We start from the raw sequence: 23,708 nt of genomic DNA, 5'->3' as shown, positions 1-23,708 counted from the left end.
TTTTTATAGTGTTAATTTATGAGGCTTCAAAAAAGCTCAATTATGGCTTTTCGATCAAAACGCTAACCGCATTTCCTCCGAAACCTACGGCATTAATCAATATTCTTTTAATCGATTTTGTCTGTTTTTGTTCTTCTCCGAAAGGTACTCCAATAAAAGTATCGTGCTGAAACATCAAAAGTGCCAACTCTAAACTCAATATCCCGGACGCTCCAAAAGTATGTCCGATCTTCCATTTATTGGTAGTCAGCAAAGGCAGCTGAGATCCAAAAACTTTTTCAATAGCCCTCAACTCGGTTAAGTCGCCTTTGATCGTTCCGGGAGCATGCATAACAATTGCATCAACCGATTCAGGAGCTATATTCTTTAAAGCCATTTTCATTGATTTCTGAAAACAAGTTGCTTCTGCAGAAATAGAAATATTGTGTTCTAAAATCTCGGTTGCATAACCCACGCCTGTTATGTATGCTATTGCATTCTCTTTCTCGCCGGTTTCCAGACAGCAAACTGCTGCACCTTCCCCTAAAATCATAGTATTTTGGGTTTTCTCAAAATCGAAAGCCAAATTGGGCCATGATTCCGTTTCCTGATCGATTCTCGAATATATTTTAAGCGCTCTCATTTGAGCAATCGTGAAATCAGTCAATGGAGCTTCACTTCCTCCTACCAAAAATTTATCGGCCATACCTGATTTCAACCACGCCACACCATTCAACAGGGCATGAAGTGCAGTTGAACACGTTATAGAATGCGATATTTCCGGTCCAACACTCTGCAGATCGTGAGCAATCCAGGAAGATATATTTCCTAAAGTTGTTGTTGGAGAAGCTAAAGTTTGGGCTTTTCCTGTATCGATGTATTCTTTATAATGCTTTTCGAATAAATCGGTTGCTCCCCGGGACGAACCAATATTAATTCCGAAGATATCATCCGAACTCCATCCTGCCTGCTTAACCGCTTGTCGAGAAGCCGCCAAAGCAAACAAAACCGAATCATCCAGAAATTTGTACTTAGGATCGGACTCTCTTATTTCCGAAACAATTTGTTTAGATTCAGCATCCAGAGCAGCGACAGAAGTCTCCTGTTGGTCGAAAAACTGTTTCGAAAAACAATGTTGACGATCAAGATACTTTTCCCACACTGATTCCGTAGTATTTCCTAAAGGTGAAATAGAAGAAAAAGCTGTTATAGAGATTTTTTGTGTATTCAAAATATTTTATTTAATCGCAAAATTACACCATTTCAATGGCTTCTTCAATGGTTTTATATACTTTTTGAAGCTGCTCATCACTCATGATATATGGAGGTAAAATATAAACGATATTTCCGACAGGGCGCAAAACAACACCTTTATCAATAAAGAAATTATAGAGTTTCGTTCGCATTGAACCGTAATAACTCTCTTCCGAATCTGATTTGATTTCAACTGCAAAAATAACCCCCAATGTTCTGGCAGTAATTACTTTTGAATGCTTTTCCATTTTCTTCTGAAAATCCAAATGACTCTTATGAATTCTTTCAATATTAGCCTGCATTTCATCTGTATGCAGCAAATCAATACTAGCTAAAGCCGCAGCACAGCCGGTTGGATTTGCAGTAAACGTATGTCCATGAAACAAAGCCTTGTTGATATCGTCATCATAAAAAGCATCAAAAACCTCTTGTGTAAAAGTGGTAATTGCCATTGGTATTGTGCCTCCGGTTAATGCTTTAGACAAACACATCATATCCGGAACTTCTGTCACATAATCCATTGCAAAGGTCTTACCGGTTTTACCGAATCCCGTCATTACTTCATCGGCAATGGTAAGAACATTGTTCTCTTTGCAGATTTGAATCAGTTTAGCCAAAGCCTCCGGTTCATACATTACCATTCCGGCTGCACCCTGTACCAAAGGTTCAAAAATAAAACCGGCACAACTATGATTTTGAATCACATTTCTCAAGGCATCAAAGCTTTCCTGCTCTTGTCCTTTTACCGGGACCGGAATTCTGACTACATCAATAAACATTCCCTGAAAAGCCTGTGTATAAAAAGAGATACCACTTGCTGCCATCGCCGCAAAAGTGTCTCCGTGAAAAGCATTTTCAAAAGCAATTATTGTAGTACGTTTTTCACCCTTATTGAAAAAAAACTGCAAAGCCACTTTTATAGCTACTTCAACCGCTGTTGAACCATTATCAGAAAAGAAAATCTTCTGCTGATTTTTAGGTAGAATCTCAATTAGTTTCTCCGCCACTTTAACTGCCGGTTCGTGTGTAAAACCCCCAAACAATACGTGCTCTAAAGTGGTTAATTGTTTGTAAATCGCATCGGCTATAAATCGGTTACTATGTCCAAACGGATTTACCCACCATGAGGCAATAGCGTCAATATATTCCTTGCCGTTCTCGTCCCAAAGCAGCGCTCCTTCACCTTTGGAAATTGCAATTGGAGCCTGTGCTGTTTTATGCTGTGTATAAGGATGCCAAAGATATTGGCTGTCTTTTTCTGTTAATGTCATCTTGTTTAGAATATGGATATTAGAGTATAGAAAATAGACTAAACTCTACAATTTTGACAAAGATAAGAAAGTCTATTTTCTTTATTCTGTCTTCTTTTCTCTATAAATTAAGTAAGTTCTCTCTAAACAAATCGGCGTATTCCCGGATTACATTTTGATCAAAATAAGGTTCTTCATCAATTCTTCCGATACATTTTATTCCGGTTTTATTCAGAATTAAACTTTCAGTCGATGGGTTTTCGCTTCCGCTGAAAATAATTCCTGCAACTTTAAAACCACGATTTTGAATCGCTTCTACAGTTAACAAGGTGTGATTGATGCTCCCCAAATAATGTCTTGAAACCACGATTACTTTATAATCGGCTTGAATTAGATCAATAATAGAATCTGTTTCATTCAGCGGAACAAAAATTCCTCCTGCCCCTTCTACAACCAAATGATTATCGGTTTGAGGTTCCACAATCTTCTTCAAATCGATCGTAAGTCCATCAATTTCTGCAGCCAGATGCGGACTTGCCGGTGTATTTAACTCGTATGCATTCGGGAAAAATTGAGATCTTGAATTTGAAATTTGAGATTTTACCTTGTGCGTATCACTAAAATCCAAATCTCCGGCCTGAACAGGTTTCCAGTAATCGGCCTCTAAAGCTTCAACAACGATTGCCGAAGTAACGGTTTTACCAACATCTGTTGAAATTCCGGTTATAAATATTTTCATGCTTCTTTTGTTTCGCAAACATTCTCAAAAAAACAATTATGCTTTCTAGTATCGAATAATCTTTTATGGGTGAATACCTGCTTAATAATCGATGCAAAAATACCAATAAAAACAAACCCATCACGTATGATGGGTTCTATTTAACTTACTCTTCTTTTAATTCGTCTATCACTTTCTTTATTTCTTTAGCATATTTTCCGTAAAAAAACTGAACCCACCATTCTAAAGCCAATCCCATCAAAAGAATTGAAAAGAGGATTACCGAAAAAATACTGAATATTTCTGTGTTACTAAATTCAAGCATTGTAAAATCAGCCACTTTAGAAGTCTGATCGTAGATAAAAACGATTAGAAATACTACCAGAAAAGGTGTCAGAGCAAATCCGAAAGTCTTATACAATTCCATGTTCAAACGGATATCAAAATAAGTTTCATACAAATTGTCTTTTGTTTTTAGAGCAGTATTATTTAATCGTTTGTAGAAAAAATAAAGCTTAGCCAAATAATAAATACAAACGGCAGTGAACATGCTGAAAAGCAAGAAAAAGGGCAATATATATTTCTGTTCAAAATGAAAAATATAAGGTGTGAGGCCTATTAAAAGCACTGAGATTACCTGTCCAATCAGCTCACTTTTTAAATTCTTTCTGATTCTGTCTAATGGCGTATTGGCCGATTGTATTTTTTCCAGATTATCCGGAAGAACAATGTTATCCGATTTATCATTGTTCCATGCGTTTTGTATATCGTTAAAATCCATATCCCTGATTTTTAATTATTTCTTTTAATTTTTCTTTTGCTCTGTTTAATTTCACCCTGGCATTTCCTTCTGAAATTCCTAAGTTTTCTCCAATTTCCTTATGAGAAAACCCTTCCAGCTGATAAAAAATGATCGCTTTATCTATTTTTTCGAGTTTTTGAACAGCTTTATAAAAATGATCGATCTGGCTTTCTTTGATGTGTGAATCTCCTTCATCATCCTTAATATTTTCGGAAGCGATTTCGTATTTATCCACCTTTCGTTTTTCCTTTTTCAGAAAAACAATGGCTGTATTCACGGCTACACGATACATCCAGGTCGAAAACTGACTTTCATTTCTAAAAGAATCATACGATTTCCAAAGCTGACAAACGATTTCCTAAAACAAATCCTGTTGATCGTCAGAATTATCCATGTACATTTTAGAAACTTTGTACAGTATTCCTTTGTGACTTTCGATCCGATTTAAAAATTTCTGTTCTTTCTCTTTCAAAATACTTTATTGCATTACTGGTTTGACCTTATAACCTGCTTTCTTTAATAAACTAATCACTCCATACTCTCCCCCCAAATGTCCCGATCCTACAGCAAAAAACACGCTCTGCTTTTTCATCATTTCCGGCATCGTTTTTACCCAATTCCTATTTCGCTGGTCTAAGATAACTTTATTTGTCTTTTCATTCCCCATTTTTTCATCTGTTATAACATCATACAATCCATTGATATTTTCATTTTTATAAAAGGATACTGATTGAGACATTACGGAGTCATTTAGCTCCTCCAGCATCATTAGCATTTCATCATTGCTATAAGCCTTTTCCAACATCTTTTCTTGAGATTTTACCGTTTCCAGACCACCAATTTCAATATTTCTTTTCTTTGCGTTCTCAATAAATTCCATTTCATAAAACTTAAGATCTTTACAGCCAAAACTTTTAATCGAAACCATGCTCATTACTGCGGTCAGGCTATAAGCATCTACCTGTTTAACCGTCATTCCGATTGTTTTTTGCAGAATCAAATCCAATTTTGACAATTGTTCCGGACTCAGCCTCTTACTTAACGGCTCTTTCCCCAATACCAATTGCTGCATATCTGCCATTTCTTTGGGGTCTGCTAAATCAATTTCCAACACTAATTCGTTTGAGGCTTCAAATGCTTTTTTTGTCTTATCAGACAGAAAATAATCTCCTGAACAAATTGCATGAATTGTACCGTACAAATAAGACGGTTTCGATAATCCGTTTCCTGTAACTTCCCATAAAAGCGAATTTTCAAGTTTTGGAGATTTTTTCTGTGCCTGTGTCGTGCCACTAAAAACTAATGCAATTACTGCAATTGCTGATGTAACTATTTTTTTCATTTTGTTGATTGATTTAATGATTGATGATGATTTGATTGATTGTTTTGATTGATGATTGAATGGGTACTATGATTTAGTATATTTTTTTCTTTGCCAGGAAGCCATTGAAGCTACAAAGAGACAAATCATAACTGAAAGCAATCCCATATTGGGTTTGTCTAAAATAAATTGATTTACTAAAGCATATCCAAGTCCTGCAGAAGCGGCAAAGACAAATACGAAATGGAATACTTTTTCGGTTACTGATGTTGAAGTTGTTTTCATAATTATTTTGGTTTATTTGATTACGACTCGTAAGTAATCAAACATTCAAAACGTTACAAAAAAATTAAAAGTTTTTTTGTAAATCCCCATAAACAAAGGGCTGACGGGAATATTTTTTTTCACGCAGAGATTCACAAAGAAAAAAGAGCCTCACAAAATAACTTTGCGAAGCTCTGTGACAACTTGATGAATCTCTGTGAAACATAGTATCCTAAAACACGAAGTTCCCCAGTAATTCTAAAACTTCGTTAATCTCTTTTTCTGAATTGTAACTATGAATACAAAAACGCAAACGTTCCTGACCTTCCGGAACGGTTGGAGAAAGTATCGGTTTTACATCGAATCCTTTACCCTGAAGTTGTTCTGCGAGGCGTTTTACATTTTCGTTTCCCGGAACAATAGCCGACTGTATTGCCGACTTACTCCGAACAAACATTGGCTTTAGCCCTAATAAGTTTTTGTGCTGATTGAAGAATACGATGTTTTGACGCAGTTTTTCGATCGTTGCTTTCTCTGCTTCCAATTGTTTGTACGCTATAAGAATTGTTGCAACAGAATGAGGTGATAAACCTGTCGTATAAATGAAGCTTCTGGCAAAATTGACCAAATATTCTTTAAGAGACAGACTTCCTAAAACTACAGCACCATGACATCCCAAACCTTTTCCGAAAGTCATAATTCGGGCAAAAATTCTTTGGTGTAATTTTAAATATTGTGCCAAACCTTCTCCATTTTCTCCAAATACGCCTAAAGTATGCGCTTCATCAACTACCAGATAACAATTGTACTTCTCGGACAAGACTACTAATTCCTCTAAATTTGGACTATCCCCATCCATAGAAAAGACGGTTTCGGTCACAATATAAATAGTAGTATCCGGAAACTTCTGAATAAGACGTTCCAGATCTTCAAAATCATTGTGATTGAATTTATACGATTTTGCATTAGACATTGTAATTCCGTCCCGAATAGAAGCATGACTTAATTCATCATACAATATAACATCATTTCGTTGCGGTACAGCGCTAAAAAAACCAACATTGGCATCGTAACCCGAATTAAAGATTAATGCTGATTCAGCATCATGAAATTCCGCAATAAACGTTTCTGTAATTTGATATAAAGAGTGATTTCCTGAGATCAATCGTGATCCGGTTGCGCCATTTTGAAAAATTTCATTTTCCAGCAAATAAGCATGAGTAAGCTTAAAAATAGATTCTGATTTTGAAAAACCTATATAATCATTTGACGAAAAATCTATTCGGTTACTAAAAACCGGTAATTTTCTAAGCGAATTATTCTGCTTTCGTATCTCTAATTTCTGATTCAGGTTCTCCGGTAATTTCATAAAAGCAAAGTTATAAAATTGATTCTAAAATAAACTATTGCTTTGCTTCCATAAGCCCGATCAGAGATAATCATTTAAATTATACTCTCTGAATACAATATCTTCCAGCAATCAAAAAGCAAAAATTAGAGCATAAAAAAAAGACTCCAATTACTTGAAGTCTTTTTGTATTTATTCCGAAATTGCTTTAGTCAACTAAAACAATTACTTTATTATCTTTCATTTCAACAGTACCTGATGCAATCTCTAATGTATAAGTTTGCTCGTTTACTTTCGTGAATTTACTCGCTACATCTTTAGAAAAATTAAACTTTGCAGAAGCAATTTTAACAGTTCCTTTTTCTAAAATAGAGACAATAGGAGCGTGATTATTCAATATTTGGAAGCTTCCGTCAACTCCAGGCAATGTTACTGATGTTACTTCTCCTGAAAATAATTTTGCTTCTGGTGATACTATATCTAAAATCATAACTTTTTTTTAAATTCCAAATTATAAAATTCCAAATCCCAATCTTGGAATTTGGAATTTTTATTTTTTGATGTTTATCAAGCTATGCTTGATTATGCTTCAGCTAACATTTTTTCTCCAGCTTCGATAGCATCCTGAATAGAACCTTTCAAGTTGAAAGCTGCTTCTGGAAGATGATCTAACTCACCGTCGATAATCATGTTGAATCCTTTGATAGTATCTTTAATATCAACCAATACTCCAGGAATACCTGTAAATTGCTCCGCTACGTGGAATGGCTGAGATAAGAAACGTTGAACACGACGTGCTCTAGATACTGATAATTTATCTTCTTCAGATAATTCTTCCATACCTAAGATCGCGATGATATCTTGCAATTGTTTGTATTTTTGAAGAATTTCTTTTACTCTTTGTGCACAGTCATAATGCTCATTTCCTAAGATTTGAGGAGTCAAAATTCTTGAAGTAGAATCTAACGGGTCAACCGCAGGATAAATACCTAACTCAGCAATTTTACGAGACAATACCGTTGTTGCATCTAAGTGAGCAAACGTTGTTGCCGGTGCCGGGTCAGTTAAGTCATCCGCAGGAACGTAAACTGCCTGTACAGATGTAATAGATCCTTTGTTTGTAGAAGTAATACGCTCTTGCATAGCTCCCATCTCTGTTGCCAAAGTTGGTTGGTATCCTACTGCAGAAGGCATACGTCCTAAAAGTGCTGATACCTCAGAACCTGCTTGTGTAAAACGGAAGATGTTATCAACGAAGAACAATACGTCTTTTCCTTGATCAGTTCCAGCTCCATCACGGAAATACTCAGCGATAGATAATCCTGAAAGTGCTACACGTGCACGAGCTCCAGGTGGCTCATTCATTTGTCCGAAAACGAAAGTAGCTTTAGACTCTCTCATTCCTGGCATATCTACTTTAGATAAATCCCATCCTCCATTTTCCATAGAGTGCATGAAATCATCACCGTATTTAATAATTCCTGACTCTAACATCTCACGAAGTAAGTCATTTCCTTCACGTGTTCTTTCTCCTACTCCTGCGAATACTGAAAGTCCACCGTGACCTTTTGCGATATTGTTAATCAACTCCTGGATCAATACTGTTTTACCAACACCTGCTCCACCGAACAATCCAATTTTACCTCCTTTTGCGTAAGGCTCAATCAAATCGATTACTTTGATACCTGTGAATAAAACTTCTGATGAAGTTGACAAATCTTCAAATTTTGGTGCTTGTCTGTGAATCGGCAAACCGTTTTCACCTGTTTTAGGCAATTCACCTAAACCATCAATCGCATCTCCAACAACATTAAATAATCTTCCGTATACATCCGGACCGATTGGCATTTGGATTGGATTTCCAGTTCCAACTACTTCATATCCTCTACTCAAACCGTCTGTAGAGTCCATAGAAATGGTACGAACCGTATTTTCACCAATGTGAGATTGTACTTCCAGAACTAATAATGTTCCGTCTTTTTTTGTGACTTCTAGTGAATCATAAATTTTTGGAAGTTCAACATCCTTACCGTTGAAAACTACGTCAACTACTGGTCCAATGATTTGAGCAACTTTTCCTATTACTTTTGACATTACTTATGTATTTATTAAATAGCTATTTAGGTTTATCGAAAATACCTCTTTTTTCAGAGCGCAAAGATAAATTTTTAAAATATAAAATCAATATTTTTTTTATAAAAAATACTACGATTTTGTTTGATTCTTAAAAGTCAGCCCTCAAATACCGAAAATAACATTTTTTAAGGGCATAAAAAAAGCCACTGCGTTCTGAAAGCAAGTGGCTGTTTTATAAAAAAAATAAATCTTAATTTATAACTTTAGGATAAAGTGTCTGATAATTCCCCACATCTACTCCTTTTAGATTTGAACCGTATTTCGCATTAATTGACTCCATAAATTTATTGGCAATAAATGCATAACCTCTGGCTGAAGGATGAACACCATCCAGAGAAAATACTCCTCCGAAAACAAATGCACTTGTCAAGGTATAGCCATTGACAGAGATCCCGTTTGCAGTAGACAACTGTTTCATCAATCCGTCTGCATCTACTAATGCCAGACCGTTTGCTTCCTGAGCCGCTTTAATGGTTAAATTATAGGCCGCAGTAGCATTTTTGATGTCCGTTATCTCTGATGGAATTAAAACATACTTGTCTTGTAACGGATACGTAATCCCGAATTTATCCAACGGTGCAGGAGGTGCCATTCCGATTCCTGAGTTTGCAGCTGTAGGTGCCGTTCCAATAGCTGCTCTTGTGCTCAAAAGCACCAAATCGGCAGCTTTAGCCTGACGCGCCTGACCAAAAACAGTACCATAAAACGCCGCAGTCTGTGCTCCTACCGATGGCGTAAGCACCGCAGTAAGCTGAGTAGATAAGTTGGTAAGCGTTTCGTCTTTTATCAACAAAGGATTTGCTGCTGTTAGCGATAGTAAATCAATTCTGTCCGTAACTCCAAGATAATTTAAGGCGCTTTTCAACGGACCGTATAATTGTGCATTAAGTGCATTAATCGTTGCTGTTCCAACAGCTGTACTTCCATTACCTAAAAGCGAAACTGTTAACGGATTGTAAGGAACTGTTGTAAAGTGTGGCAAGGTACTGATGTCCGGCAAATTGGCCACAACTCCTTTTCTTCCATTCTTAGACAATTCTGTTGCCAGGTTTTTATAAACAGCATCAAAAGTAGCCGGATCTGTAATCGGGTTTGATCCGTCTCCTCCCGATGTAGCGTAACCTAAAACGTCGTTACCCCCAATCCACAAAGAGAAAAAAGTAGGATTCTGCGCCAAAGCATCTCCTAAAACTGTTGCCGAAGGCGAAGAAGCAATCCTGCCAAAGTAAGGATTAGCACTCGCATAACCAGCCAGCGCCAAATGTGTTGCTTTTGCTCCCGGAATCCCTAAATTACTGAAAGCTCCCGTTAAACGTGCGCTAATATCGGTACCCGAAACACCACTAACAGGAACTGGAGTACTTGTTGACACATCTAAATACAATCTAACTCCTAAACTAGGTACCTGAACACCACCGGAGGAAAACCCTCCAATATTATCGGCCATAAAAGGAGTCGTAAAAGTACCGCCACCTACCAATGCAAATTGCTGTGCTAAAATATTAGGGTATGCATTTGCCTGACCCGCCTTAAACAAAGCATTGTCTGAAAAACCTGCCGCAAAAGAATCTCCCAACGCAACATATTTTGAAAAATTCGCCTGCCCCGAAGTTAACGGCTGCCCATCAGACGAATCTGTCACCGTTACCGCATCATCACTATTACAAGCCATAAAGGTTACTGAAACCAAAAACAGCCATTTTAAATTTTTTACCATGATCTACTATATTTTATAATTATCCTTTTCTGAAAGTTGTATCCAGAAAAGCGAATAAAAGGTTTGTTTCGTCTATTATCCCAAATTACGGGTTGATCGTCCAGGAAACAAAATATTGCTGACCGATATATCCTGCGCCAAGTACCTGAGCATATTCTTTTCCTCCAATATTGGAAGCTCCTAATTTGAAAAGTGATTTTAATTTCGGAAGTCCGTAATTAATCTGTGCATCAATTACAGTTGCCGCCTTAATTACACCATCTGCAAAAGTCGATTCCCATTTGTATTCATTATTCCATCTTCCGCTTACATTGAATCCGAAGTTCTCAAATAACTTGTCATTTCCAAGTGACACTTTAACTCTGTGTTTTGGTGTATTGAACCCGGCTTCAAAACTTGGATCTTTTGCCTGATCAAAATCAAACTGAGCATAATTATAATTTACTCCCAATTCAAAATTAGCAATCACTTTTTTAGAAAGACCAACTCCAAATCCGAACGATTTAATTTCAACATCTGTATTGGTATACAACTGGTACGCTCTGATGTTTCCATTCTGAAGCGCATGAAGCGTCTGGAATCCAGGATCTGTAGGCCCTAATAAAGGGTTTGGAGCATCTTGTGCTGTACCATAAAAAGGAGCCACAACATTTAAATTTCCAATAAAATGATTGTAAATATTGTAATAAGCATTAAGATCTACCGAAACATCATTAATAAAAGAACGATATCCCAACTCAAATGCCTTAACTTCTTCCGGTCTTACATAATTTATATTTGTTTTTCTTAAAAGAGCAGCTGCAGCTACAGGATTAGTTCCTGCCAAAGCACTAAAAGCACCTACAGAACTTGCTGTATAAGAATTATTATAAGCATTCACTCCCGTCATTACAACAGTCGGACCTCCGGCAAAAGCCTGACCTGCCGTTGTAGAAACAGGCAATGTCTCTGTATAACGCAATAAGTTATCCGGAGCAGAACCGATTAACACCGCATTCCCTATATTAAAACCTATATATTGATCCTGTGTAGACGGATTTCTAAAACCGGTTTGGAACGAGGCTCTGAAATTATGATTCTTTTTCTCCCCTCCGGAATACACAAAAGAGACTCTTGGCGAAAAATTACCATCGAAATTTTTTGATTTATCATAACGAACAGATCCTGTAAATTTCAATCTGTCTTCCATGAATTTCTTTACCAATTGTGTATAAGCACCATATTCTGTATAATTGATACCACTATTTCCATCGGTATAAATTCTTCCATGAGAATTCAACTCGTACAATCTGAATGATCCTCCTACCTGGATTTCGGCAAATTTTATCAAGTCTTTAAAGTTGTAGTTGGCATCTGAATGATAAATCTTTGAATTATCTACCAATTTTGAACCTGTAAGTACGCTTTCATCAGCAATTACCTGACTGAATGCGTTCTTAAACGCTGCTGTACCCGGTAAGAAGCGACCTGTATCGGCCGTAGTTCTACCCGCTGCATGTGCCTGCTCAGGGGTTGCTCCACCTAAAGTAGCCTGAACATAAGCTCCTGCATACTGACCAAACCAGGTTTTATCGTCTTTCCACTTTCTGTTGATATTAATACCCGTAAAGCCCATATCATAAGAATTACCACCATCCTCTGTTGTAGTATATCCTCTCACAAAGAAATTCTTCCCTTTAAATTCAATTTTGTGCTGTTGCATAAAAAAGTCATTCAGGTAATATCTGTTGGCACCCTGATAAACGGCATTTCCAAAACCAAATTTACTTTGCCAGATAATTTCCAAACGCTCATCACCAAAAGGTCTTCCGTGAAAAGAGAAGTCTATTTTAGTATTTCCAGCTTTATTATTAGTAAGATCGACTTCATTATAACCCGTTCTGCTGACATTTTTACTAGGCAATAAATTTACTGCCGAAGCAGGAATAATCCCTAAAGCAGCCAGTGATTGTCCTACACCTTTTAAATTAGTAGAAACTTCATCACCATAAACGTTAATCCCGTCATAGTTGATATTGCTTCTGTCAATTCCGGGAATTGTTTTGTCGTTATAATTTGTAGCATACCAATCGGTAGCCTCCATATAAGTAAAGTTTGCTTTGGCCGCAAAATATTTATTAAACGCATGCGCAAATCGCATTCCAAAATCGTAGTAATTATTCGTACCGGCAGCTTCCTGCGAAGTCATTCCATATTTAAAATAAGCCGATGCCCCCTGATATGTAAATGGACTTTTGCTGTTCATGAACATAATTCCGTTAAAAGCATTTGCTCCGTACAAAGCAGAAGATGCACCCGGCAAAAGCTCCACACTCTGAACATCTATTTCCGAAATACCAATCATGTTACCCAGTACAAAGTTCAAAAGCGGAGAAGAGTTATCCATACCGTCAACCAACTGCATAAAACGAGTATTGGCTACCGTTGCAAAACCTCTGGTATTGATTGATTTAAAAGACATACTACTGGTATTCATCTGTACCTCTTTTAAATTTTCCAGACCATCGTAAAAAGAAGGAGAAGCGGTTCTCTTAATATCAACGATTCCCATTCTTTCAATAGTTACCGGAGATTCAAGCACTCTCTCAGGAGTTCTGGAAGCAGAAACCACAATTTCATTCAATTTAGTTTCCTCATCTTTTAAAATTACATTAATTTTTTGATTTGCAGCAGTAACATTAATCGTCTTAGACTCGAAACCTACAGCTGAAACCTTAATTGAAAAAGGCAGCTTAGCCGAAGTACTTAACTTAAATGTACCATCAAAATCCGTAGAAGTACCGTTTGAACTTCCAACTACGACAACATTGGCTCCGGGAATAGCTTGTTTAGTGCTGCTGTCTGTAACAGAACCGGTAATTGAATTCTGCGCAAAAGATATTCCGCTGAAAAACAACATAATTAATAAATAGACTCTCATTTGGTTAGTTTTTGGTTAGTTTTTGTTTAGTTTATACTACCAAAATACAAATAATTTTAATATGTATAAAAAAATGTTAAAAAAAATCAGTATTTACCATATTTTTACACAATATTTTAACTATTCATCAATCTGTTTTATTAAATTAAAATCAAATATTAAACCTTCAACAATTCAATTACTATGCATACATATTATTTTATAGGGAAATTTTGAGGATTTACTAAAAATACCATATGCAGAAAAAAAATCTGGCAATACAAAAAAAGCGAGACCAAAAATCTCGCTTTTTAACAGTAATGTAATTTTACAATTATTCCTACTTTCTTTTTATTTCTTCGATTTGTTTTTCTAAATCTTTAATTCTCTTATTTTGTTCTATCATATAAAGCGTCATTTCTTCCATCTTCTTCAACAGATTCATGTTCATTTCTGCCAGCATCAAACCATTCTTCTCTATTTCTTTCGCTGATGGTATCTCGGGTAAATGGCTATTTTGTTTGATATAACTCTCCACTTCTTCTAATGATTTTAATTTGTAATCATTTGCAAAAACATAATCGGGAACTTCGCCCGCCCTAGCCGTCACTTTTACTTCCTGAGCATGAATATTTCCGGCAACGGTAAGTTTTGAATCTGGATTTTTTGTACCAATACCTACATTCCCATTAGATTGAAAAGTCACTTTTATTGGATTAGCAATTCCATCCTCAGCGCCTCCAAACGAAAGAAATAGCTTACCTTCATCCATAGAAGTGTTGGGAACCCATGTAAATCCTGAATGTTGAATTCCATATCCAGCAAAGCTAAGCATAGCGGAAGGCTGACCGGACAAAGCTGAACCATTTCCAAAAAGAATATGTGCTTTACCAGGCCGATTAGCGGTTCTTAAAACAGCTAACCTTCCTGTTAAATCTACATTCCCATCTTGATCTGACATTAAAATCTTTCCCCACTCACTCCATTGGACATCTAAAGGATATGCATTTCGATAAAAAATACCACCATTATTAAAATTTAGCTGATGATTTTTATCTCCACTATTTTCATTATTTGCCCAAGGCGATATTGTTAAATTTGTAGAGTAAAAACCCGAACCAGGTACTCCTATAGTGCTTCTTGTTTTAAAATCAACTCTAAAATCCCTTGATGAAAAATTTGGCAGATCATTATTATCTCTAGTATCAAGAACAGACAAAGAGCTAGAAACTTGCGCGCTAACATTTATGTAAAAAAGCAAACAACAGATAGAAACACTTATTATTTTCATTGTTTTATTATATTTTTTAATTCCTGAACTGTATTTTCTAGCTGTTTCTGTTTAGCTGTCATTACTAAATTTTCTTTCTTCATTTCAATCATATAAAGCGTCATTTCTTCCATCTTCTTTAACAAACTCAAATTCATTTCTGCCAGCATCAAACCATTCTTCTCTATTTCTTTAGCTGATGGTATTTCCGGTAAATGGCTATTTTGTTTGATATACCTCTCCACTTCTTCTAATGATTTTAATTTGTAATCATTCGCAAAAACATAATCGGGAACTTCGCCCGCCCTAGCCGTTACTTTTACTTCCTGAGCATGAATATTTCCGGCAACGGTTAATTTTGAATCTGGCACTAATGTTCCAACTCCCACATTACCATTCGCAAGAATTGACATTTTTACATTATAGTTTGTTATTAAATGTAAAGGATGATTACTTTCTGTACCAACAAATCCACCACCACCATACCAATCATTATGCGAAAAAATACCCACCCTAGACAATCCATTTCTCGAAGTTGCCAGAATTTTAGAATTATCAACTCCTGCAACATCCAATACTCTATCCCAACCTTGTATATTGGAAGGAGTAGAAGTTCCAATTCCGACATTACCATTTACATTTATTGCCATTTTAACACTTGAATTTGTAGCGAAATTTATCCCCCCATGATTTCCTCCCGGATGATTATTCGTTATGTTAAGATCAAAATAACCCCCTAAACGATGCCCCGTACTACTATAACCTGAATTAACTTCAAAATCACAAGTGTTATGATAACCAAAACGCACTATACTACTTCCCCCTGAAGCATTCGCAAACCTTCCAAATGATGCAATAACTTCATTAGTATTTGTATTAAAAGAATTTGAAACCTGTAATCTAGATGTGGGATTTAAAACTCCAACACCTACATTCCCATTTTCAATTCTCATAACATCATTGCCTGTCCAATCACCAAAACGAATCCCCCCATGCCAATGCAAATCCAAACCGGATGATCCCGGAACAGCAAAAGTGTCAATTTTGTAATTAGCAGAATCTCCAAACCCCACTATAGGCAAACCCTGGCTATACAAAGACGAAGCTTCTAATAATACCAGCAACACCACAATCTTTTTTAAACTTAACAAACTCATACAAATTCTTTTATTTTCTATAATTCTTTTTTATTATAAATCATTCTCTCAAAGTGTCATCAGTAACAATAAAATATCATTCAAAATTTTTTCATGATAGAATTACGAAAAGAATGAGATAACAAAAAACAACCATCTCCTTAATTAAAATTCAATTCTAAGCCCTATTTGATTAGTACTTGCTACTAAAGTCGTTTTGGAAACCGATTTATGGTTTTTTACCAAACCGTCATTGTATTTCGCAATGGCGGATTTGATTTTTTTGGGATATCCAATTTTAATAGGAATGGAAGCGATAATCATCGCACCTCCAATAATCGCGGCTGTAAAACTGGTACGCTCAGATTTAATCGAAGGATTATATCCGTTTCCGGGATAAGACACCGTAGTATTATCCTGAGTTAAACCCACTATTAAATTAGCGACCACAAGACCTGTACCTCCATAGAGGAACACATTCCCCCACGTTTTTTTGTTACGCCCGGCATTATAAAGTGACAATGCTTCCGGATTATTATCCATAAAGGCACGAACCACACTGGATGAAAGTTTTTTGTTTTCAGTATCGTTGTAAATGACTCCCCCACTTTTATAGCTAAGTTGTTGCGAGAATGATACCTGAAACAACATCAAGAATAGACTTACAATAATTACTTTCATTATTTTAACATTTATATAAAAATCTTTGTAACTCTGAAGTCGAGAGACTTCGGGAAGCAGAGTTATACTTTAACATCCAAAAACATATTCTGTCTATTGATTAATCAAAGGATAAAATACTTTTTCGATCCTTATCTCAACATTCTTAAAATTATCCTTTAAAATTTTATCAATTTTATTAGAACATAAAGAAGTAATTATAAAACTAGATCCATCTAAAAGTTCAATTTTTGCATAGTAGTAATTACTGAAAGCCAATGTTCCATTGACAGTACCTTTCGAGCCATTCATAAAAAATATAATTTCACGAATTTCTTCAGAGGTGTACTTTAACGTTTCTAAACTGTTTTTATTAATTATTATATTACTTTCTAGAATAAAAACATTGTCGAAATTTTCCTTCAAGTAGTTAATGTGAAGTAATAATACTGGAAAAAAAAGAATACCAAATAAGAAATTAATACAAAATATTCCCATTTTAATTCTGTTAGATTTATAAGAAACACCAAAATTAAAAACAGTATTGACATAACAATCAAATCAATAAGCATTTTTAGCTGGTTGAAAAAAGTCACTTTTATTTCCATAATCTTTACTTAATTTTATCTAACAAAATTACCGCTATTTAAAGCGTTAAAAAAATGATTAAAACTTCCTTGAATTTGTGGAGCAACTACATCATAAGAATATTCCATTCCTTGAAAACCTGCACCAACAACTATTCCTGCTAAAACGCCATAAGGTCCAGCAAAAGAACCTCCAACTCCCCAGGATGAAACTGCCGTTCCAACTCCCCATGAAGCCGCTGTGCCAGTCATTCGATAAACATATTTCCCTATAGAAATCCCGCCTTTTTTTTCATTTTTATTAACTTTTATTGTATGATCGATGATTTGAGCACCAGTAGAAATATTACCAGCATATCTTCCTATTCCGCTCATATAAGGAGCTGCTTTTCCTGCTGCCTCAAGACCCGAAGTAATTATCCATGCTGATGTCGCCACTTCGTTTGTTTTTACAGCTACTTTTTCAAAATCAACAGGTTTTAGATAAATGGAATAATCACTTGTTATATTATATTTTGTATTTGAATAGTTAGTTCCTGGATAAGCCCCAGTCAAACTAGCATTATTTAAACTCACATAACTACTCATATTAGGCGGTGGTCCAGATTTTTTACTACCCCCAAATATATTTTTTAAGCTAATCTTACTTTTCCACCACTGGCTGATTCCATCCCCGTTAATATTTCTCTTAAACCAGTCTTTAATGCCTAAAGAATCCCAATTATTCGCTAAACCTTTTATTGCATTCCCAATAAAAGTCTGTTCAGTTGGACTAGGTCCACAATCTATACAATCTTTACCTGGTCCCTGAGTCACATTACCACTTGGATCTGTGTACAATAGAGGATTATTTAACACATATCCGTATTGGTTATAATTTTGTGTACTGGTAGGATCCTGAATATAATTATCCACCTGTAGGAATCTATGAAGCATTGGATCGTATAATCTTGCATTCATATTAATCAATCCAACACTCTGCAGATGCTCATGTCCTGTATATCCTCTGTCCAAAGCTGTCAAACCGCTAAGCGTATTACCAACGCCATCCTGAACTTTTATGATACTACCCCAGGCATCAAACAATCGTTTTTCGACCACTGTTGCATTAGCATCTGTTATGGCTAAAATAGTACCTTGATAATCTCTATGTAAATATAAATAACTTAACCCATTACCTCCGTTGCTTTTAGCAACGATTGGGGCTGTATAACCATCGCCGCCAATATAAGTAACAAATTCAATCGCCCCAGTTACAATATTCTCTTTAATTTCCATAGTACCGTCAGCAGAATAATGTTTACGCCAAGGTCTTAGCAATTTATCATCGAGACTACCATAATACATTGTACTTCTTTGATTATTGTCGTTGTAGGTAAAACTTATTTTATCAATTCCAGTTTCCTCAATTTGAATTGGACTCTTAAAAGCATTATAAGTTACAATCAATTTTCTTTCACTTGTACCTGCAACACCTTCTCTGCCCGAATAGTACGCTGCCGCTTCATTGGTAAGTGTAATTGCATTATTCTGATATGGCTTATTTTTATCATCATAACTATAAACACCGACACTATTGTTCGTTATCTTCCCTGAAGGATCATAATTTTGTGTTTCCTCAATACCTAATCTGTTTGTGAACTTTTTTAATCTGTCAATTTCATCATACTTAAAAGTTTCTGTATAATTACCAAAAGCACTATTAATCCTACTATCTAAATTATCAGTTTTTTTATCAAATTCAGTAGTAAGCGTCAATATATTCTGAACCGGATTTGTAGTTTTATCGTATTTTATTTTAAACAAATACCCATCATTATTGTACTCGTTTGTCATTTTTATTCCATTACCAGCTACGCTTTCCAGTATCTGTCCTTTAGCATTTACCTCATTAGTCTGCCAAAGCACTTTGTTATTCGCATTATCCAAAATCTGATATAAATATCCATTCTTGTAGACATTCTTAGTTACAACCTTACTTTCTTTATTACCAATTTTTGCTGTCTTTGTTTCCGTATCAATTCTTCCTAAGCCATCATAAGTAAATAACTTTGTGAATTTAGTTACATTAAATTTTTCTTCAGTAATAGTAGTTACTCTCTTAAATAAATCATCATATTCTATTCTTGTTAGAGTTCTATTAATACCCGTAGGTTCTTTTTCATCGACATAATCTATCGTCAAAGGTAACTGAGTAGTTGAATCATAAGTGTAATTTGCTATGCTTTTAGTTTCTGGACCTACAATTCTCTTCTCAATCACTTTACCATAATCGTCACGTTTTATACTTATAATGACATTTCCATTTTGACTTATCTCTGACGTAAGCTCTCCAAAATCATTATAGTTATAAACAAAAGTTCCTGCAGATGGATCAATTAGTTTCGTTTTACGCCCCCAACCATCTTGTTCTATATTTATATTTACTCCATTATAACTGGTTTGCTTTAAGCTCCCATCTGCAAAATAACTGTACTTAATATCACCTCCAGTCGTTTCATTTACATTTTTTATCGTTCCGATAGCACTACTTGTAAAAGCTTTACTTCTTTGCCCATCAGTAAAAGTGGATATTAACCCATCGTAATTTTTTGAAGTGGTTCTTTTATTGAACATTATTTTGTCCGTTTCCCTCCCATACACATCAAACTTGACTTCATTCCACTGCGAAGGAGCTGCACCAAAATAAGGTTCACTTGTTTTATAATTTCTATCGTAAATATCGTACAAATACGAAACATAAGAAAGCGCCCCGTTAATATCTTTTACACCTGTTTTTACTTTTCTGCCCAGGTCATCAAACACTTCTTCCATCACACTTCCTTCAGAAGCATCCGTTGTAGTTATTATTGCCTTTTCTGCATTTTTTGTATAAGCAGTCGAAATCGTTTTGTTTAATTTTTCATCCTTTGCCGTTAATCTTTTAAACCATGAATCATACGTATATGAAGTTGATGCAAAAGGACTCGTTTCGGATTTTAATGTCCCATCAGGATAATATACAAATGATGTTGAAAGTCTATCTGAATTTGTAAATTTTGTCAACAATCTTCCCGATGGATCATATTCATAATTAACTTCTCTAGGCGTAACACCAGTTGCTGTTATTATCTTTTTTTTGATATTTCCAAAAAGATCATACTCATTATTTTCTGTAATATAATTAGTACTTGTTCCTCTTGTTGTTTTTTCCTTAAGAAGACCTCTAGTATCATAAACATATTTTTCTTCAGAAGTTATCGTACTTCCAGTTATAGAAACACTTTCAGACTTATTTTCTGGCCTTCCAATTATATATGGTACAGTCAATGGGCTATTATAGCCTACGTTTGAAACTGTTGTCTGGACTGTAGCAATACCTTCTTTTATTATATTTGTTGATTTAACAACATTATCATAATCATCGTACTCTATATAATTTTCAGTGTTTATATTATTAAGCGTATTAAATTGCTTTGTCCTTGTATTCTTTAATCTAAAAACCTTATTTGGCAAAAGACTACTATCATAACTCAAAATTGATTTTACTATAAAGTCTTGAGGAGTATTTGGAGAGTCGTTTGCGCTCTCATTTATTTTAGCAGAAAATGTACTACCAGCATTTATTATCGTTTTGGGTTTTAATGTAATGCTTTCTGTAGCTACCAAATTATCAGATCCGCTTACAATATAATCTGCATCTTGTCCCTTAACAATATTTTTGACAGTTTGAGTAATAGGCAGAGTTATTAAAGGCTCTCTAAATCCTTCTACAAAATAATTTTGAATATTAGCACCTCTTAAATCAATATCGTTTTTTATAATATTTGAAAACATGGTGGTATTATCATTATACCAATCGGTTTGCACGGCTGAACGAAATCCAATAAATCCCAGCCCCTCCATATTAGATACAGCACCATAATAAGCAAATAATCTTTTTTTATAATTATCCTTACTTTGTTTTTCTAATTTTGAAACGATATAAAAATCAGGATCAATAAGAATATCCAAATTAGGATAAACTGCGATATCTAAACTTGGTTTGTAAATTGGTGTATTCTGATATGTATTTGCAAACTGTGTATTTAATGGAGTATAAGAAATTGATTCCTGTACTCCATTACCATCTGTTATATTAGTTATTAAAGATCGCTTTTTAAAATCAGTCCCAGAATTAAAAAAATGTATACTTTTTTGGTTAAAAAATGCTATTTCAAGTGTCGAGTTTGCTTTGTTTCCAACACTATTAATCTTATTTATTGATTGCGGCAAATATACGGGCAGAGCATAAATGTCAATATCAGATTTCGGACCTGTAGAAACAACTTGGGCATCGATGGTAAAATCACCATTCGAGTTTCTGTAAGGTAGAATTGAAATATAGCCCGTATTATTTTGAACAAAATTCAACGTTTTTATCAAATCAGTTCTGCCATCATTATCATAATCTGTTGCGATGTAATTATAAGTTGTATTAGAATCATTTTGAGTAAATACAGGGACATATGTTTTCTCCTCTTTTATCATTGTAGTTCCAGTAGCAGTATATTTATACCATTGTGAAGAACCATACGCCTTTGGAATCATGATATCTGATTTTCCATCTGCATTATAATCTCCAATTAAAATAGGTAAAGCAGGCACAATAGCATTATCCAATGAAGAACTTTGAAATAAGACAATAAGTTTTTTATCCTTGTCCACGGAATAAATAGTCAAAACGCCATTGTTAAAAACATAAATATCTGATTTACCATCACCATTAAAATCTCCAACCTCGATTTTTGATGTTTTAGATAAAGCAATATTTAGTTCGCCTGAATATGTTAGAAAATCAGAAGTTTTCGTTCTTGTCAAATCAATAAAATAAACGCTTTTAGAAACAATTTCTTCATCTACAGATTTACAACCTGCAAAAGTTCTTGGCCCACATTTTACTGAAGCGACAGGTGTATCAATAGCTAAAATCTCCGTTAATCCATCGCCATTAAAATCTCCTGAAATAATCTTTTTAGGAAAAACTGTCAATTTTGGAAACATCTCTCTACAATCTGAGCAATAGCTGTAAACAACAACTTGAGGAAAGCTAACAACTCTGCTATATTGATCAGATACGGTCGGGGTGCTCAAGATTTTTCTCATACCATATACTGTAAAAGTATAATCCGCATCTGTCTTTTTTGCTACTACCCAACCCTGTGGCAAAACTTTATTTTCTGCGCTTAAAAATGTTGCAGGAACAATATCTTCAAACACACCTACTTTATGTTCTAATCCCAAATTAATCCCCGATTCTATTCCTGCGTACAACCAATACTTAGTTTTAGCTTCATCACCCAATGTTGGATAAACCAAACAATCCATTTTACCATCAGCATCAAAATCACCGGAAACAGCACCAGCATTTAAGGATTTTACATTCCCAATATCCAACAAAGTCGGTATGTTAAGATATTTTATTTGCTCAGAGGCCATATTATAATCAAAAACTGTTGGGTTGTAACTTTTTGTTCCATCACCACTGGTTTCTATAATTTTATTTATAAGATCCACATTCAAATATGAAAACCCATAATTTCGAAAACCTAATCCATTGCTAGAGACTTTTATCTCTTTCAACCTTTTTGATCTTATTACATTCATTCCTCCAACATAAAAATTATCCGGAACATCACGATCTGCATAAACAAACTTGACTTCATTTGGCTGATTCCCGTTGACAATCCCTCCATATTTTATAGTATCAACATATAAAGTATCATTTAACAATATGTAGCTATAATTAATACGAACCCCTTGAACGTTTTCAAAATACAAAATAGACCATTCCATAATTGATCTCGAATCTGTCGAATTGCCGTAATAAGCTTTTGATCCATCCGGATACTCAATAAGAAAATAAGCGGGTCCATAATTTGCTCCACCAGGATGTACCCCATATGACGTTATTTTAAGATTTGAAAAATATTCCGTTTCATAAACAGTACCATTTGCTCCATATCCCAAATTACTTCCATTTTTAACAATCAAACGTTGTCCATCTAACGCAAAACGATCCAAAGCATCAAAATCAACAGGATCTATTACACCATCATGAAATTTTGTAGAGGGTATTCTTGTTATTCTAGAAGTCCCCATAATATCCCAGCCACGAGCTGCGTTACCACTTAATCCTCTTTGACTGTTATAATTTAAACTTATTTGCGGCACGACTCCATTAATACCGGGAGGAACCACAATCGGAATTGTATAATTTGCTGCCCCGGATAAAGAAACAGATAATTCTCCTTCAGTGATTCCTACTTCTGTTGATGCCGTTTGTCCAAAAACAAATAAACCCATGAATGAAAATGCAAGGGCAAAATAAAACTTCTTCATGTAAAAT

General features: G+C 35.1%; 17 protein-coding genes. All 17 read right to left on the bottom strand.

What is annotated here, in order from left to right:
- Window positions 1–40: 40 nt before the first annotated feature.
- The 17 genes from C245_RS0107360 to C245_RS0107270 all read right to left on the bottom strand — a co-directional run bounded on the left by C245_RS0107360 (window position 41) and on the right by C245_RS0107270 (window position 23,701).
- Entirely contained in the window at window positions 41–1,210 is a 1,170-nt protein-coding gene (locus tag C245_RS0107360; protein WP_017495944.1) for a beta-ketoacyl synthase N-terminal-like domain-containing protein, read from the bottom strand.
- 22 nt (window positions 1,211–1,232) lie between these two features.
- Entirely contained in the window at window positions 1,233–2,504 is a 1,272-nt protein-coding gene (bioA, locus tag C245_RS0107355) for an adenosylmethionine--8-amino-7-oxononanoate transaminase (RefSeq protein ID WP_017495943.1), read from the bottom strand.
- Window positions 2,505–2,604: 100 nt separating this feature from the next.
- Window positions 2,605–3,222 carry a dethiobiotin synthase gene (gene bioD / locus C245_RS0107350; RefSeq protein ID WP_017495942.1) on the bottom strand — a complete coding sequence of 206 codons (618 nt, stop codon included), beginning with the start codon at window positions 3,220–3,222 and terminating at the stop codon, window positions 2,605–2,607.
- Between the two features lie 145 nt (window positions 3,223–3,367).
- Window positions 3,368–3,982: a hypothetical protein gene (locus tag C245_RS0107345; RefSeq protein ID WP_017495941.1), complete on the bottom strand. Its 615-nt coding sequence runs from the start codon at window positions 3,980–3,982 to the stop codon at window positions 3,368–3,370.
- Window positions 3,972–4,358, bottom strand: a complete 387-nt coding sequence (locus tag C245_RS22795; protein ID WP_232424340.1) for an RNA polymerase sigma factor — start codon at window positions 4,356–4,358, stop codon at window positions 3,972–3,974. The genes C245_RS0107345 and C245_RS22795 overlap by 11 nt, the downstream gene beginning before the upstream one ends.
- A gap of 123 nt (window positions 4,359–4,481) precedes the next feature.
- Window positions 4,482–5,345 carry a TraB/GumN family protein gene (locus C245_RS0107335; RefSeq protein ID WP_017495939.1) on the bottom strand — a complete coding sequence of 288 codons (864 nt, stop codon included), beginning with the start codon at window positions 5,343–5,345 and terminating at the stop codon, window positions 4,482–4,484.
- Window positions 5,346–5,411: 66 nt separating this feature from the next.
- Window positions 5,412–5,609 (bottom strand): hypothetical protein, encoded by a 198-nt coding sequence (locus C245_RS0107330; RefSeq protein WP_017495938.1) that lies wholly within the window; start codon window positions 5,607–5,609, stop codon window positions 5,412–5,414.
- 211 nt (window positions 5,610–5,820) lie between these two features.
- Window positions 5,821–6,957 carry a pyridoxal phosphate-dependent aminotransferase family protein gene (locus C245_RS0107325; protein WP_017495937.1) on the bottom strand — a complete coding sequence of 379 codons (1,137 nt, stop codon included), beginning with the start codon at window positions 6,955–6,957 and terminating at the stop codon, window positions 5,821–5,823.
- A gap of 187 nt (window positions 6,958–7,144) precedes the next feature.
- Entirely contained in the window at window positions 7,145–7,426 is a 282-nt protein-coding gene (locus C245_RS0107320) for a F0F1 ATP synthase subunit epsilon (protein WP_017495936.1), read from the bottom strand.
- Between the two features lie 92 nt (window positions 7,427–7,518).
- The gene (gene atpD / locus C245_RS0107315; RefSeq protein ID WP_017495935.1) at window positions 7,519–9,030 is read right to left on the bottom strand and encodes a F0F1 ATP synthase subunit beta; all 1,512 of its coding nucleotides are present in this window, start codon (window positions 9,028–9,030) and stop codon (window positions 7,519–7,521) included.
- A gap of 232 nt (window positions 9,031–9,262) precedes the next feature.
- Window positions 9,263–10,789 carry an SGNH/GDSL hydrolase family protein gene (locus C245_RS0107305; RefSeq protein ID WP_017495933.1) on the bottom strand — a complete coding sequence of 509 codons (1,527 nt, stop codon included), beginning with the start codon at window positions 10,787–10,789 and terminating at the stop codon, window positions 9,263–9,265.
- Between the two features lie 85 nt (window positions 10,790–10,874).
- Complete coding sequence (locus tag C245_RS0107300; protein ID WP_026109931.1) at window positions 10,875–13,709, bottom strand: TonB-dependent receptor domain-containing protein; 2,835 nt, start codon at window positions 13,707–13,709, stop codon at window positions 10,875–10,877.
- Between the two features lie 319 nt (window positions 13,710–14,028).
- Window positions 14,029–14,979: a tail fiber protein gene (locus C245_RS0107295; protein ID WP_124020590.1), complete on the bottom strand. Its 951-nt coding sequence runs from the start codon at window positions 14,977–14,979 to the stop codon at window positions 14,029–14,031.
- Window positions 14,976–16,115 (bottom strand): tail fiber protein, encoded by a 1,140-nt coding sequence (locus C245_RS23635; RefSeq protein WP_017495930.1) that lies wholly within the window; start codon window positions 16,113–16,115, stop codon window positions 14,976–14,978. The genes C245_RS0107295 and C245_RS23635 overlap by 4 nt, the downstream gene beginning before the upstream one ends.
- A gap of 144 nt (window positions 16,116–16,259) precedes the next feature.
- Window positions 16,260–16,775 (bottom strand): hypothetical protein, encoded by a 516-nt coding sequence (locus C245_RS0107285; protein ID WP_017495929.1) that lies wholly within the window; start codon window positions 16,773–16,775, stop codon window positions 16,260–16,262.
- 93 nt (window positions 16,776–16,868) lie between these two features.
- Entirely contained in the window at window positions 16,869–17,252 is a 384-nt protein-coding gene (locus tag C245_RS0107280; protein WP_157495792.1) for a hypothetical protein, read from the bottom strand.
- Between the two features lie 125 nt (window positions 17,253–17,377).
- Complete coding sequence (locus C245_RS0107270; protein ID WP_081603521.1) at window positions 17,378–23,701, bottom strand: RHS repeat-associated core domain-containing protein; 6,324 nt, start codon at window positions 23,699–23,701, stop codon at window positions 17,378–17,380.
- Window positions 23,702–23,708 lie beyond the last annotated feature (7 nt).

It is taken from the genome of Flavobacterium sp. WG21 (genome assembly GCF_000335775.1).
Lineage (GTDB): Bacteria > Bacteroidota > Bacteroidia > Flavobacteriales > Flavobacteriaceae > Flavobacterium > Flavobacterium tructae.
The sequence above is the reverse complement of the archived record's forward strand: the minus strand, read 5'-3'. Positions and strand labels throughout refer to the sequence as shown.